Origin of the sequence: Clostridium cibarium (genome assembly GCF_014836335.1) — a bacterium.
GTDB classification, from domain to species: Bacteria; Bacillota; Clostridia; order Clostridiales; family Clostridiaceae; genus Clostridium; species Clostridium cibarium.
This window is the reverse complement of record NZ_JACSRA010000010.1, coordinates 22,246-38,039: the sequence shown is the minus strand read 5'-3', so window position 1 is coordinate 38,039 and position 15,794 is coordinate 22,246. Positions and strand designations below refer to the sequence as shown.

General features: G+C 30.3%; 14 protein-coding genes. 4 read left to right on the top strand and 10 right to left on the bottom strand.

Annotated features, from left to right (window positions below):
- Nucleotides 1–43: 43 nt before the first annotated feature.
- On the bottom strand, nucleotides 44–1,930 hold the full coding sequence (locus tag H9661_RS07935; protein WP_191768148.1) for an ABC transporter substrate-binding protein: 1,887 nt from the start codon (nucleotides 1,928–1,930) through the stop codon (nucleotides 44–46).
- Nucleotides 1,931–2,269: 339 nt separating this feature from the next.
- Between H9661_RS07935 and H9661_RS07930 the strand changes: the two genes are divergently transcribed.
- A complete protein-coding gene (locus H9661_RS07930; RefSeq protein WP_191768146.1) occupies nucleotides 2,270–3,130 on the top strand; it encodes an AraC family transcriptional regulator in 861 nt (286 codons plus the stop codon).
- A gap of 76 nt (nucleotides 3,131–3,206) precedes the next feature.
- On the opposite strand, the gene H9661_RS07925 is transcribed toward H9661_RS07930, so the two are convergent.
- Genes H9661_RS07925 through H9661_RS07915 form a run of 3 tightly spaced genes read right to left on the bottom strand, consistent with a single transcriptional unit; the run spans nucleotide 3,207 to nucleotide 5,084 of the window.
- A complete protein-coding gene (locus H9661_RS07925; RefSeq protein WP_143316109.1) occupies nucleotides 3,207–3,851 on the bottom strand; it encodes an ABC-2 transporter permease in 645 nt (214 codons plus the stop codon).
- Nucleotides 3,841–4,707, bottom strand: coding sequence for an ABC transporter ATP-binding protein (locus tag H9661_RS07920; RefSeq protein ID WP_143316110.1), 867 nt, complete (start codon nucleotides 4,705–4,707; stop codon nucleotides 3,841–3,843). The genes H9661_RS07925 and H9661_RS07920 overlap by 11 nt, the downstream gene beginning before the upstream one ends.
- The gene (locus H9661_RS07915; protein ID WP_191768144.1) at nucleotides 4,704–5,084 is read right to left on the bottom strand and encodes a GntR family transcriptional regulator; all 381 of its coding nucleotides are present in this window, start codon (nucleotides 5,082–5,084) and stop codon (nucleotides 4,704–4,706) included. The genes H9661_RS07920 and H9661_RS07915 overlap by 4 nt, the downstream gene beginning before the upstream one ends.
- A 285-nt stretch (nucleotides 5,085–5,369) precedes the next feature.
- Here H9661_RS07915 and H9661_RS07910 point away from each other — a divergent pair, with 285 nt between their 5' ends.
- The 3 genes from H9661_RS07910 (at nucleotide 5,370) to H9661_RS07900 (ending at nucleotide 9,016) form a co-directional block, all read left to right on the top strand.
- Nucleotides 5,370–5,951, top strand: a complete 582-nt coding sequence (locus H9661_RS07910; protein ID WP_143316112.1) for a DUF1349 domain-containing protein — start codon at nucleotides 5,370–5,372, stop codon at nucleotides 5,949–5,951.
- Between the two features lie 123 nt (nucleotides 5,952–6,074).
- Nucleotides 6,075–7,262, top strand: a complete 1,188-nt coding sequence (fabV, locus tag H9661_RS07905; protein WP_191768142.1) for an enoyl-ACP reductase FabV — start codon at nucleotides 6,075–6,077, stop codon at nucleotides 7,260–7,262.
- A 326-nt stretch (nucleotides 7,263–7,588) separates the two neighbouring features.
- Entirely contained in the window at nucleotides 7,589–9,016 is a 1,428-nt protein-coding gene (locus H9661_RS07900) for a hypothetical protein (protein ID WP_243240361.1), read from the top strand.
- Between the two features lie 148 nt (nucleotides 9,017–9,164).
- On the opposite strand, the gene H9661_RS07895 is transcribed toward H9661_RS07900, so the two are convergent.
- From H9661_RS07895 to H9661_RS07870, 6 genes are all read right to left on the bottom strand, one after another.
- Nucleotides 9,165–10,568 carry an FAD-binding oxidoreductase gene (locus H9661_RS07895; RefSeq protein ID WP_143316114.1) on the bottom strand — a complete coding sequence of 468 codons (1,404 nt, stop codon included), beginning with the start codon at nucleotides 10,566–10,568 and terminating at the stop codon, nucleotides 9,165–9,167.
- Between the two features lie 24 nt (nucleotides 10,569–10,592).
- Nucleotides 10,593–11,771 (bottom strand): electron transfer flavoprotein subunit alpha/FixB family protein, encoded by a 1,179-nt coding sequence (locus H9661_RS07890; RefSeq protein ID WP_143316115.1) that lies wholly within the window; start codon nucleotides 11,769–11,771, stop codon nucleotides 10,593–10,595.
- 33 nt (nucleotides 11,772–11,804) lie between these two features.
- Nucleotides 11,805–12,593, bottom strand: a complete 789-nt coding sequence (locus tag H9661_RS07885; protein WP_191768140.1) for an electron transfer flavoprotein subunit beta/FixA family protein — start codon at nucleotides 12,591–12,593, stop codon at nucleotides 11,805–11,807.
- Nucleotides 12,594–12,848: 255 nt separating this feature from the next.
- Nucleotides 12,849–13,544 (bottom strand): FadR/GntR family transcriptional regulator, encoded by a 696-nt coding sequence (locus tag H9661_RS07880; protein ID WP_143316117.1) that lies wholly within the window; start codon nucleotides 13,542–13,544, stop codon nucleotides 12,849–12,851.
- 110 nt (nucleotides 13,545–13,654) lie between these two features.
- Nucleotides 13,655–14,674 carry a glycoside hydrolase family 130 protein gene (locus tag H9661_RS07875; RefSeq protein WP_143316118.1) on the bottom strand — a complete coding sequence of 340 codons (1,020 nt, stop codon included), beginning with the start codon at nucleotides 14,672–14,674 and terminating at the stop codon, nucleotides 13,655–13,657.
- A gap of 24 nt (nucleotides 14,675–14,698) precedes the next feature.
- On the bottom strand, nucleotides 14,699–15,778 hold the full coding sequence (locus H9661_RS07870; RefSeq protein WP_191768138.1) for a GDSL-type esterase/lipase family protein: 1,080 nt from the start codon (nucleotides 15,776–15,778) through the stop codon (nucleotides 14,699–14,701).
- Nucleotides 15,779–15,794 lie beyond the last annotated feature (16 nt).

Here is a 15,794-nt window from a genome sequence, read left to right as displayed (position 1 = left end):
AATATATCTCAAGGAAATTTCTCCTTGAGATATACCAAATTAACTACTTAATGTAATATACTTGATTATCCCTAAGCATCTTTCCAAGTAATGCACTAGTAGTTCCAGACCAGTAGAAATCACTAAGCTGTTCTCCAGTTTTAGCTGGTGACATAGAAAGTTTATTATTATGAATTCTATAGATATAGAATTTTTCCGTTATTGGTATAAAGTACATAGAATCATTAAAGAACTTTGCAAAATCCTTTGCCTTTTCTGTTACTTCGCTATCATTTTTTGTTCTAAATAATTCAAGTAACTTTTCTGTATATTTAAAATCTTCTCCTGTAACAGGATCTTTATATACCTGATCTCCTTTATCAGGATTTTTGATATTCATTCTCTTTCCATACCATGATAAAGAGTCATAAGCTTCAAATGGATGTTGTGTTCCTGTAGTACTTCCAAATCCATCGATTACCATGGCTGCATCACCAGATGTAGCATAATCATTATATGCAGCTGATTCCTTTGGAGTAAATGATGCATTAAGTCCAAAATCTTTTAGCATATTAGTTGCTGCTTCTCCCATAACTACATAAGCTGGGAATTCTCCAACACCTGCTATCTTTATTTCAGGTGATTGTCCGCTTGAATCAACCCATTTTCCTCCACTTTCTTTCCATCCAGCTTCTTTCAATAACTCCTTAGCTTTATCAAGATTTACAGTATAATCATCCAATGTACTTAAGAAATCCTTATCAAAATATTTATCTCTAATTGAAGGTGGTAAGCCAACTGCATATTGGTCTCCAACTCTCATACCTGGTTCTGATACTGGAGCAATTTGTGCTTTATCTATGATATAAGCTATTGCTTTTCTTACCTTTACATCATCTGTAGGGGCTTTATTTACATTAAAACAGAATCCAAGTTCACTATATTCAGGAATTAACATTTGTCTAATGGTCTCTTTATTATTTTCAGCAACCTTCTGTGCCATATCTAGAGACAATCCCATACCTTCTGCATCATATTCTTTATTCATAACAGCAACTGCTGAAGATTCAGTGCTAGTTGGCCTAATACCTTTAATCTTTTCTATCTTCATCTTAGTTCTATAGTTAGGATTTCTTTCAAATATCATTTCTGAAGATGTTACTGTAGTTGGCATATATGGCCCTGAACATAAAGCTTGTTTTATATCAGGTAAGTAGTTATCAAATTCAACTGTAGCTGCAGCTACTTTGTCATCACCTTCCTTTGTGAATTTGTAATTTCCATCTGGTTTAGCTTCTCTATTCTTTGTAAATGCATCTTGAAAAACATCCGACCATTTTCCATATACTTTTTTTGCATATCTAATTGGAGATTTTAACATATAATCTAAAATAAGAGATGCATCAGTATTATATTTAACTTGTACAGTTACATCATTTACCTTTGTCACACTTTCCGCATAGTATGCAATCTTATTCACTGTCATATCCATATATAAATTACATAATAAATCATCTGCATTTAAAGGACTTCCATCACTCCACTTTAATCCTTGTCTTAATTTTAAAGTTAACACCTTATCTTTGAATTCATAACTCTCAAGCAATGAAGGTTTGAAAGTTTTTTCTGGCTTAGAACTATATCCACATAAATAATCATACATAATAGGTTCCATAGACCAATCTGGGCCACCATTTACTGCTGGGTTCCCATGCCCTGCTGGTGCTGGAGTAAAAGTCATCATTGTAGTAAGTGTAGTTCCATCTGATGGAGCTTCTTCTCCATCTAATTTTGCATTTGTCAAAGTAGTTTCAACCTTTGAAACACTATCCTCAACACTTGGTTTATTCTCCTGTGTCTTTTTGCTATTTCCGCAAGCAGTAAAGGATGTTACACTGATTGATGCTATAATAGCTACCGCTATAAGTTTAGTTAATTTTGTCCTTTTCATTTTTTTCCCCCCATAAATATATTTAATTTGTTATTTATTCCCTTGTACACTTAAATTATATTTATGCCAACAATCATTGTAAACGTTAACTAAAATATGCAGTAATTTTAGTTTATATTTATTAAAATATGTTTATTTCTGAAATAAAAATAAAATATACGATTAATTTTAATTCAATGGGTGATTTATCGTAATCATTTTAAATAGTTTTCCATTCATCCTAAATATTCCTACTTGTTTATTTAATGGAAGTCTATTGTTATAATAAATTTGTGCAAGAATAGTTGCGAAGAAGATATTTCTATTTGCTATGATTAATTTATGAAGGGGATGAAATGAATGGAATGGCTTGATAAAATGAATGCTGCACTTGATTATATTGAAGAAAACCTTGATGGCAAAATCGACAATGAAATCATTGCTCAAAAAGCTTGTTGTTCTAATTATAATTTTCAACGAATGTTTTCTTTTATTGCAGATGTAACTCTAGCTGAATACATTAGACGAAGACGATTAACTCAAGCAGCTTTTGATTTACAAAAGACAGATAGTACAATACTTGATATAGCTCTTAAATATGGCTATGATTCTCCAGTTTCTTTTGCAAGAGCATTTCAAAATTTGCATGGATTAAACCCTAGTGAGGCAAAAAAGAAAGGTTCATTATTAAAGACCTTTCCAAAAATCTCTTTCAAATTAACTATTAAAGGAGTAGAAGAAATGAAGTATCGTATTGAACAACTAAAAGGATTTAGACTTGTTGGTGTAAGCAAACCAATAACAACAGTTGATGGAGAAAACTTTAAACTTATCCCTAAAATGTGGGCTGAGATATGTGAAAACAAAACTGATGAAAAAATTATGAAATTAGGTAAACATGAAAATCCAGAATTTTATGGAGTCTGCTACAACTGCAGAAAAGATGACTTTGATTATATGATAGCTGTAGAATCTGATAGCAAATTACCTAAAGGATTAGTTGAATTAGTTATTCCTGAACTTACATGGGTAAAATTTGAATGTCGAGGAAAACTTCCTGAAGCACAACAAAGTATATGGAAGAGAGTTTTCACAGAATGGTTCCCTAGTTCTGGTTATGAACATGCAGATGGTCCTGAATTAGAATGGTATTCTAATGAAGATATGGATAGTGATAATTATCTAAGCGAAGTATGGATTCCTATAAAAAAATCTAACTAATGAAATTTATTTTATATAACTAAAAATACTCATCCCATATCAATAAGACTTCTTTGATATGGGATGATCATTTAAATTACAAATCTTTCTTAGCGTAAATCCCCATAGATATATACATAGAAATCAACCCAATGAATAATGCAATTAAGTAAATTACACTATTTAAAATCATACTCATATTAGAAATGTTAAAATTTATGCTTATATGATTTAAGCTCATCCAACTTAATAATTTAGGCGAGCCAAAAATTGTGGCAAATAGTATTATCATACCTATATATCTTGTCTTTTGAAGTCCATACTTATACAAAATCGGTATATAAATTCCAAATACTATTGCACTAATTAATAATGCTATGCCAACTTCTAATATACTAAGCTTCTTCATGCCTATAGGAATAAATAAAGCAGTAGCAGTATATAGTATAAAATTTAATATAAATACTACTACTAGAAAAAGATACTTTTCTTTTACTAATTCGCTTCTTGTATACGGCGTTGTACACAAAAGAATAGAACCTTTATTCTTCTCTTCATTACTCCAAACTGTACTTAACATCATATATTCAATAATCATAACAATAAAAATAAATGTAGAAGTTCCTCTAAATTGTGTTTCTTCAAGAGTAAATACAATTGGCATTCCAACGGCATAAATAAGTAAAAATATTAAATATTTTTTAGTTAAAATAAAATCTTTTTTTAATAAATTAAATAGCATCTCTATCCCCTCCTATATGAGCAAGCATAACGTCTTCAATGGTTGGTCTTTCAATTATTACCCCATCCATGTGTTTGCGCACATCATTTTTTCTATTTGTAATGGCTTCAAAATTATATCTACTTTCTTTTATGTTTAAAAATAACTTTCTGTTTTCATCATTTAATAAATTACTATCACCTTTCACTACTCCATAAGTATCTAATATTAAATCCTTTTCTTCATTTAACAGTATTTCACCCTTATCTATTAAAATAAGCATATCAGCTATTTTATCTAAATCAGATGTTATATGTGTTGAAAAAAATACACTTTTTCCTTCTTCTCTTATAAATTCTAAAACTATATCAAGAATTTCACTTCTAATTAAAGGATCTAGTCCACTTGTTGGTTCATCCATTATAAGTAAATCTGCATGATGAGATAGAGCTAATGCTATGCTATATTTCATCTTCATTCCTTTTGATAATGTTGAAATTTTTTGTTTAAGGTTCAAATCAAAACGATTTATATAATTTCTAAATATCTTTTCATCCCAATTTGTATAAGCTGGAGCTATAACATTCTTCATTTCTTTTAATGTCATCTCTTCATAAAAACATCCTTCATCCAAAACTACACCTATATAATTCTTCAATTCTTGTTCATTTTTTTCAATTTCTTTTCCGAATAGTTTAACGCTACCAGCATCTTTTAAAACAAGTCCAAGAATTGATTTTATAGTTGTTGTTTTTCCAGCTCCATTTACGCCTATAAAACCAGTTATACAGCCTTCTTGTAATGAAAAACTTACATCATTTAATTTAAATGCTCCATAATCCTTTTTTAATCCATTTACCTCTAAAACATTACTCATCTCTCATCCTCCTCAAAAATAATATCCATCATAGAATATAATTCCTCTCTAGAAATTCCAAGTAAACGCGCTGTTTCCCAAGCTTCTGATAACTTATCTTCTACCATACGTCTTTTTGATTCTCTTAAAAGCTCAAGATTTCCTGGAGCCACAAATGACCCCTTTCCTGCCTTAGTTATAATAAATCCTTCTTCTTCAAGTTCACTATATACTCTTCTCGTGGTAAGAACGCTAACTCGCAAATCATTTGCCAGGGCTCTTATGGAAGGTAGCGCTTCCCCTTCTTTTAACTCCCCAGAAATTATTGCAGACTTTATTTGTTCTTTTATTTGCTGATATAGTGGTTGCTCTGAAACATTAGTTACAATAATCTTCATTTGAATTCCTCTTTCTTAACTGTTTATGTTATTAATACACAGTATATACACAATACATATTGTATTTAATATAATCACTTTTGTCAATATTTTCTTTTAAAGCTTTATTTATTCAATAGCATAATTACAACCTATCATTTTACCAAGATAATCTTCTATTATATAGAATTAGTCCAACAACCTGTGGTACAATATGGTAAATGAGAATTGTTCTTTCTTCTCACAATTTGCTTTTTTATATTGTGATTTACGAATTTTACTATTATAAATGGAGGGATGTAATATATGCTAAATTTTAATTTTAAAGAAACCTTTTGGATTAATAAACCTAGAAAATTCGAAATTAATAAAAATAGAATCACTATCACGACAGAACAAAATACAGACCTTTGGCAAAGAACTTATTATGGATTTAGAAATGATAATGCACCTGCATTACTAATAAAAACAGATGAAAAATATTTTTCATTTACTGTTAAAACTGCCTTCAACAGCAAAAAGCAATTTGATCAATGTGGAGTTGTTATCTATCAAGATAGTGACAACTGGTTTAAATCATCTATTGAATTTGAAAATGAAAAATATCAAAGATTAGGAAGTGTTGTTACTAATAATGGTTTTTCTGATTGGGCTACTACTGATATAGATGGTTGTATTAAATCAATGTATTATAGATTAAGTCGTAGAGATAGTGATTTTTGCATTGAAAACTCTCTAGATGGTAAAACATATATGCAAATGAGAATTTTTCATCTCTTCAAAGTCAATGATGAAATCAATTTTGGCATTTATGCTTGTAGTCCTGCTAACTCTTCATTTGATGCGGTTTTCTCTGAAATAAATGTATCTGAATGTCTGTGGGAATAGACTAAAAGCACAACTTCTGAAGCTGTGCTTTTTTATTTACAATTAACTTTTTAATTAATAAACTTTATGTTAATATTTATATCAAAGATTAACATGCTATCTATTTACATTAGGAGGAATTTTATGATAATAAAACCTAGATTTAAAGACTTTATATGTATAACAGCACATCCAGAAGGATGTAAAAAGAACGTATTAGATCAAGTTGGCTATACCTTGAAGAAAGGTAAAATCAGTGGAGCTAAGAAAGTTCTTGTACTTGGAGCTTCAACTGGATATGGTTTAGCTTCAAGAATAGTATCGACCTTTGGTATGGATGCTGATACTATTGGAGTTGTATTTGAAAAACCAGCTACGAACAACAAGCCTGCTACTGCTGGATGGTATAATACAGCTACCTTTGAAGAAGAAGCAAAAAAATATGGTTTTCAATCTAAAACAATTAATGGAGATGCTTTTTCAAATGAAACAAAAGAAAAAATTATTGAAGTTATCAGAAACACTTTTGGGAAAGTAGACCTTGTTATATATAGTATAGCTTCTCCTAGAAGAAGAGATCCTAATTCAGATAAAGTTTATAACTCAAAGTTAAAACCAATAGGTGATATCTATGAAAATAAAACTGTTGATTTTCATACTAAAGTTATATCTAATACAAAAATCGAACCAGCAACATCTGAAGAAATAGAAGAAACAATCAAGGTTATGGGCGGAGAAGACTGGAAGCTTTGGATAGAAAAGCTTAGTAAAGCAGATGTTCTAGCTGATGGCGCAAAAACAATTGCCTACTCTTACATTGGTCCAGATATAACTCATGCAATATATAGATTTGGTACAATAGGAAAAGCAAAAGAAGATTTGGAAAAAACAGCACATGAATTAAATAAATTTCTTTCAAAATCAAATGGTAGTGCATATGTAGCGGTTAATAAAGCTCTTGTTACTCAATCAAGTTTAGCTATACCTGTACTTCCACTATACATATCAATACTTAATAAAGTTATGAATGCAAAATCTATAAATGAAGGTTGTATAGAACAAATGTATAGACTGTTTTCAGATTTCCTTTATAAAGAAGATATACTATTAGATTCTAAAAGAAGAATACGTCTTGATGATTTAGAAATGAGAGATGACGTTCAAAAAGAAGTCTTAGATATCTGGAACCAAATTAATAGTGATAATATAAATAATTTAACTGATATTGATGCCTTTGAAAATGAATTTTTCAAACTCTTTGGATTTGCTATTTCAGATATTAATTATGATACTGAAGTTGAACAAAAGGTAGAAATAGAAAACTTAATTTAAGAATTATAATAAATTTATAGATGTATCAGACTGCTGATACATCTTTTTTGTGCAGCTTATATTTTTATCTAATAAATTCTATTTTAAATAACTTAAAACCCTGTAACCTCTCATTTTGTCAGCATATTCTTAAGAATATTACCATATATATGGTTACAATTAAAAGAATTTTAAACAATAAATATATTCTTATAACATATAAACTACAATTCCTATCAATTATGACTTTACATATTTCTCGTATTCTAAATTTACTAACTTATGTTTTTGTATTATACTAAAATTATAATTTGAAAACATATGTTTAGGTTTGAAGGTGCATAAATATGAAAAAATTTGTAATGAAAAAAAAACTAGTTTTACCAATTACCGTTTTATTGATTTTATTTTCAAGTATTGGTGCTTGTAAATTGATAAAAAAAAGTATTCCAGTTGCCACAACGAATAACAATATATCTGCTGAAGATGATACGAATAATGTTTCACACCAAAATATACAAGCAATTCTAAATTCATTGAATTCTAATACTAAGAATCCATATTATAATGAAAAAGATTTAAGAAAATTTCCATATCCGTACAGCTCAATGCTAGCTATATGCAGTGATATAGACGATACAACCCTAGAAGAATTTGAAAGATATCATAAATTTTTAAATACTAAAGAACAGACTCCTTATGGTGAAGGTGTAGGTCTTGATGTTGGGGATTCTATGTGGATGTATATGGGCAATGATACAAAAGGGAAAGTGGATGAGCATGGAAATGGCTCTGAAAGTATAATGACTTATTATAAAGGCACAGATAGTTCAACAAAACACAATTCAGATGAGATAATTAATTATACTCATGCCGGTTGGATAGATTCTATTCACACATTTGGAGATTTTTCAACTGATAGCGAAAAGAATACGAACTTCAACAGAAATTTAGCTATTGATGCTTGGAATGAATTAACCTCTATAAATTCTAACTTCAAAGTCTGGATAAATCATGGTAATAGATCTAATACCCAAAACCTTGGAGCACATGGGTCTTCTAAATTTATGAGTTACCAAAAAGGGGACGACCCATCATCACCTTATTACCATGCAGACTTGACTGTAAAAAATGGTATTAAATATATATGGAATTCTACACAAGATAATAATTTTGGACATGACTATCCACTTTATCAAATTACACTAGTTGATAAACAGAAGATATGGGGGTTTCATAGATATAATAGAGGGTTGGTTAATGGCAAAGATGATTGGACATGGAATACCCAAAATTTGCATCTTCAACTAACTCGAAATAATCTAGACTCTATAGTGAAAAAGAAACAGTATTCAATAATAGCACAACATTTTGGCATTAATTCAGAAAATCTATTCTCAGATGAAAATATAAAAGCTCTCAGAATGTTAACTGATTATCAAAGTACTGGAAAAATACTTGTTGCAAAAACCTCTAGACTCTTAGATTATGCTAATGCTCAAAAGCATTTATTATACACTAAGGGCAAGGTTAATGGAAAGGAATATATAAATATAGATTGTATAAACGATCCTATTTTTGGTAAAAGCGTACCTTCTATTGAAAACTTAAAAGGTATTACATTTTATTGTGATAATCCTGATAATACTGTATTACTCATAAATAAAAATGTTGTGGATTCCAATGAAATTCAGATTAATCCTAAAGATGAAACTGGAAAATCAAGTATATCAATTAAGTGGTTTAAATCTGATTACACTGATTATACTAAGTAAACTTGATATTTCTTTAAATCCTTAGAAATTTAAACATGTACTTGTTATTAATATAATTTATATGAATATTATTTTAACAGGCAAAGAAGCTATCTATCAACGAGTTAAACTTCATTATAGATAGCTTTCTTTAACTATTTATATAGTGTTAACATACTTTTCCTGGATTTAAGATATTTTTAGGGTCAAATGCTTGTTTTATATTTTTCATCAGTATAGAAGTAACATCTCCTATCTGATCTTTTAAGTAAACTTTCTTTGCAAAACCTATACCATGTTCTCCTGAAACTTGCCCTCTTAATTCTCTAGCTTTTTCATACATGCAGTTAAACACTTGTGATAATTTTTTATTCCATTCTTCTTCTGTCATTTTATCCTTTAATATATATACATGAAGATTTCCATCTCCAGCATGACCAAAATTCTTTATTCTAACATTGAATTCCTTTTGAAGTTCATATGTGTAATTTATAAAATCAGCTACTCTATTTCTTGGAACACAAACATCGCATTCATCCATTTCGGTTGTAGATGCCTTGATTGCTTCTAAAAATGCTCCTCTAGCAGACCAAATGGCCTCTTTTCTTTCATCTGTATCAGCTATGAATATGTCTAATGCTCCTTCATTTAAAACTATATTTGCTACTCCCTCATAATCTTTTTCTATTTCTTCTGTGCTATTGCCATCAAATGTTAGTAATAGATAGGCATCTGCTGTATTATCTGGAAACTTTCTTCCTAAGAACTCTTCAGCTGCAAGTATTACGTCTCTTTCCATAAATTCTATTGATGTAGGTATTACTTTTGATTTTATTATCTTTGGAACTGTTTCTATTGCTAAAGATAAATTAGGAAATGGAATCAATAGACTTATTGATTTTTTAGGTGCTGGAATTAACTTTAATATAGCTTTTGTCACTATAGCTAAAGTCCCTTCTGAGCCACAAACCATATCTTTAATACTATATCCCGAACTGTTTTTTACAACCTTTCCTCCAACCTTTATGATTTCCCCTGTTGGAAGCACTAGTTCTAATCCTCTTACGTAATCTCTTGTTACCCCATATTTTACAGCTCTCATTCCACCTGCATTTGTGTTTATATTACCTGCTATTGTTGCTGACTTTTCTCCTGGGTCTGGTGGATAAAATAAGTCATATTCTTTAACATAATCTCCTATTTCCATCAAAAGCACTCCTGGTTCTACTGTTAAAGTTAGGTTTTCTTCATCTACCTCTAATATTTTATTCATCTTGCACATATTTATCATAATTCCACCATGTATAGGAACTGAAGCTCCAACAAGGCCTGTTCCAGACCCTCTTGGTATAACTGGAATATTATTTTCATATGCATATTTAACTACTTTTGATACTTCTTCTGTTGTTAATACTTCAACCAAAACTTCAGGCATTTTGCTTATTCCACCTAATTCATCATGGCTAAAATCTTCGCTAATTTCATCTCCTGATAAAACTCTATCTTGTCCTAGTACTGATTTTAAATATTCAATATCTTTTTCATCTATTTTTTTATATCTATCTAAATTCATGGCTATATCCTCCTTATACAATCTTTAAGCTCTTATTTTTTCAACTAGTTTAGGTATTATTTCATATAAATCTCCAACTATACCATAGTGAGCAACATTAAATATTGCAGCATTAGGATCTTTATTAATAGCTATTATACAATCTGAATTGTTCATACCAGCTGTATATTGAACTGCACCTGAAATTCCTATAGCAAAAATCAATTTAGGCTTTACTGTTCTTCCACTTAATCCAATCTGATGTTTTGCATCTATAAGTCCATTTTCAACTAAAGGTCTAGTACCAGCTACTTGTCCTCCTATTGAATTAGCTAATTCTTTAATAAGCTCCATGTCCTTTTCTGATTTTATTCCCCTACCAACAGATACTATTATTTCAGCATCAGCTATGCTTTCTTCCACTTCCTTTTTCACGACCTTCAAAACATTAATATTAGAAGTTATCTGATCTATACTACACAAATTTATTTTCCCGCTTTTTTCTTCATTTCTACTAGGTGAATTCATAACTTTATATCTTACTGTTGCAAGTTGTGGCCTGTTATTAGGGTTAATTATTTGAGCCATTATATTTCCACCAAAAGCTGGTCTTATTTGAACTAAATCTGTATTTTCTTTAATATCAAGAATCGTACAATCTGCTGTTAATCCTGTTCTAAATCTAGCTGCAATTCTAGGAGCTAATGACCTTCCAATTGTAGTTGCACCAACTAATATAGTCGAAGGCTTATTATTAATTATGAAATCTTCAAAAACCTTTGTGTAAGGTTCTATTCTAAAATATTTAAACTCTTTATCATCATACACAAATACTTCATCTACTCCATAATGAAGTAACTCTTCTGCTTTTTCTTTAATATTTTCACCTATAAATACTGCATAAACTGGATGATTTATTTTGCCCCCAAGCTCTTTTGCTTTTCCAATTAACTCATATGTAACTGGATGTATATCTCCATCTACATGGTCTACATATACTGCTATTCCTCTCCAAAGGCTTTTATCTATTAACACTTTCTTATCTTCAACAAATTCAACAACCCCAGCTGGTCCTTTCTTAACGCATAATCTACACATTTTACATCCAGCTGAAATTTCAAGCTTATTTTCTTTTCTTTCCATTGCACCAAATGGACATATTTTAACTAATTCTTCTATAACTTTATCATTCAACTTATTTTCATTAATAACTAACTTTCCCATTGTAGTTCCTCCTAACACTAATTCTTTTTACTCTTAAACAAACTTCATCTCTTTTAGCTTATTAAATAATTTGACTGAAAGCTCATTGCCACTTCCATTCCATATTTCTTTATCCGAATTTATAGATGGCGGAAATATTCTTTCAACTTGAGTTGGTGAACCATTTAATCCATACATATTTTCATTTTTATCTTCAAAATCACTTAACCCATATACTTTTATTTCTCTGTCTTTTGTTTCTATTTTCTTTTTATAAGAAGGAAGTCTAGGTTCAAAAATATCTTTTTCTACTGTTAACAAACAAGGATATTTTACATCTGCAACTTCTAAAGTATTTGGCATATCCATTTCTACAACTAATGATTTTTCTTTCACTTCAACTATTTTTCTAACATTAGCTATATGCGGTATTTTTAAATACTCAGCCATCTCTGGTCCAACTTGTGCTGTATCTCCATCTGTAGTTTGTTTACCACATAAGATTAAATCAAATACCCCAGCCTTTTTAATTCCCTGAGATATAGTATAAGAAGTTGCTAAAACATCAGCACCTGCAAACTTTCTATCTGATAGTAATACTCCTTCATCAGCACCCATCATATAAGCTTCCTTGATAACTGCTTCCGCTTGAGGTGGTCCCATACTAATAACTGTAACCTTTCCCCCTTTTTCTTCTTTTATCCTTAAAGCAGTTTCTAATGCGTATAAATCATAAGGATTCATCTTTGAATCCACACCATCTCTTTTTAGCACTCCTGTTTTTTCATCTACTTCAACTTTGCTTGTTCCTGGAACTTGCTTAATACAAACTAATATTTCCATTTAATAGTACCTCCCATATTTATTTATTGGTCTAGTGGTCAGACCACTATATTTAAAATAGCATACTTTTCTAAATATTTCTACAACTATATTTGATTATACATACTTTTTTGTAAAAAATTAGATTTCTCCTTTCTTTAAATATTAATTTGATAATTTTTCTCCACATTTTTCTAATTATTTAAAATAGCTTTGTCATTTGATACCTATATAAAAAAGAAAGTATGCCAAATTAATTAACATACTTTCTTTAAACTATTTCTTTATATTATATTCATAAATTAAATCTAAATGCTCACTCATTGCCTTTGATGCAACTTCACTATCTTTTTTAACCAGCCCTTCAAGTATCTCCTCATGTTGTCTCATAAGTATACTTCTATTTTCTTCTACCATTAAAATTTTACCTCTAGCTTCACTGATAAAAGAATCCATCAAGGAAGAAACTGCATTTAACATGTTAAGTATTAAAATATTTTTAGAAGCTTTTGCTATGTTATAGTGAAACCTCTTATCATATTTAACCTTTTCCTCTTCATCTTCTACTTCATTTAATTTATTTAAACACTCTTTAAGTTCTTCTATTTCTTTATCTGTTATTTTTTTTGCAGCTAATGCAGCTGTTTCCACTTCTATAACTCTTCTTAATTCAAAGATCTGCTCTTTATCGCTTCCATTTAGCATAAAGATAAGCAAAAATGGATCTATTAAACTCTCCTCAAAATTCTCTTTTATAAAATTACCTTCCCCATGCCTTGATTCAACAAAACCTATCATCTGAAGTGCACTTAAAGCTTCTCTTATGGCTGATCTACTTACTCCAAGTTGACTCACAAGCTCTCTTTCAGAAGGCAATTTATCTCCCTTTTTTAATGTTCCATCTGCAATCATAGCTTTAAATTGATCTATTATCTGCTCATATACCTTTGTACTTTTAACTTGCGTAAACATTAAAACATCTATCTCCTAACTAAACCTTTATAACATAATTCTCAAGTTAATTGTACTCTATGAAATAAATATTAACAATAACTAATTAGGCAAAAATTTCATATGAAAGGTTATCTATATTCTATATCATCTCCATAAACAAGATCTGAATTATCCTTAATATATCTAATTAATTCTTGAACCTTAGCATAAGCCACTGCAACATAAGTATCTGCTGCTCCATAATAAATTGTTATCTTTCCTGTAGCTGAATCTTGAAGCGTTGCACATGGAAATGCTACATTGGGCACAAAGCCTGTAGTTTCATATTCTTTCTCAGGTGTTAATAAATAATCTCTAGTTCTATAAAGTACTTTTGAAGGATTATCTATATCTAAAATAGCAGCTCCTATACTATAAACAAAACCATTACAAGTTCCAGATACACCATGATAAAATAATAGCCATCCTTCTGAAGTTTCTATAGGAATAGCTCCCCCACCTATCTTAGTTCCTTGCCACCAGCCTGAACCACCTCTTGACATAACTCTTCTATGCTTCCCCCAATAGACTAAATCTGGACTTTCACTTATAAATATATCTCCAAAAGGAGTATGTCCACTATCACTAGGCCTGCTTAGAAGTAAATATTTATCATGAACCTTTCTTGGAAATAGTACTCCATTTCTGTTAAATGGGATAAATGGGTTTTCAAGTCTTGTAAATTCTTTAAAGTCTTTTGTCATTCCCATTCCCAAAGCTGCTCCTCCAAAGTCGACACACCATACTATATAAAAGGCATCATCTATCTTCACAAGCCTTGGATCATAGGAATAATTAGGCTGATAGTCTTTTCCCTCCTCATCTTTCCAGTGAATTTCTTCATCTTCAATATCCCAAGAAAGTCCATCTTTACTCTTTCCTACATGTAACTGAGGTTTTCCATGTTTATGATCTGCCCTAAACACTCCAATAAATCCATCTTCATATGGAACTACAGCACTATTAAAAATTCTTGCTGTCTCTTTAGTTGGATTCCAATTTATAATTGGATTTCCATTATGCCTCCAAACCACGCCTTCAAACCCCTCAGGCTTTTCTTGCCATGGTATATTACTTAGCTCTTCACCTAATATTTTTACCTTATCCATCATAATTTCCTCCCATAAATTTAGTTATTCCCAAATTTCTTCTCCAAAGGATTCAATAAATTCTGTAAGTTCACTTGCCATTTCTTCAGCTTCTGGAATCCTTACATGGCCTGGAGTCCCTCTCCCGTTTCTCCTAAACAAGTATCTTACTATCTTTAGATCTTCAAGTTCTTCTACCATTTCATCAAGAGCATCATCCCAACCCTTGTCATGGACTAGGATAGTTGTAATTACAACAAATAATGCCTTTGGATATTTACTTCTTAAATCTCTAATTATCCCTTTATATTTTTCTTTCCATATATGCCTTTTTTCTTTATTTGTATTAATATAATTATCTGGATGAGCATCATTTTGCCCTAGTGCCATAATTACTACATGAGGAGTAAATTTTGAGAAATCCCAACTATTGCAGCTTCCAAGCTGAGGATTGTATCTTAATTTATCATAAGTAAATTCAAGTCCCAAGAATTCTTCACCATTAAAATATCCTGTATCATTTAATACAGCAAGTCCACCTTGTGCATTATTATTAATTTCCGCTTTTAACTTTCTTGAAGTCATCATAGAATATGAATACCATGCATTAGAATATATACCTTCATGATTTTCTGGATCTACCTTTCCTACATAATCCACAGCTTCTGATACTTCTCCTGCTGAAATTGAGTCTCCAAAACATTCAACTCTCCTTTTAGCTCTAGGTCCTGAAGATAATATTGTGCATCCTTTATCTAGAATAACCCCATAAAAATCAAAATAATGGCATGAATCAGATCTTTTATATAAAATTAAATCATGAACTTCATCTTCCAAATCACTAGCTATATTCAGTACTATGTCTTTATAATGCTCTTCAATTATTGCTTTTCCATGAATCTTTCCATCAACTATAAAACCAATAGAATTTTCAAAACAAGCATGTTTATTATTTATTGCTATCTTTAATGAGGTTCCTTGAAACTTAGTCTTTATAAGACTTCCAGCATAAATTATAGTAGGTGATTTTGGATTACTAAAATCTACTCTTCCATTAAATTCATAGTTATTATTATCTGCTTCAATTAGTGTAAACTTGTCCATATCTATATCTTTTAAATACATATCTACATCCTCCTCA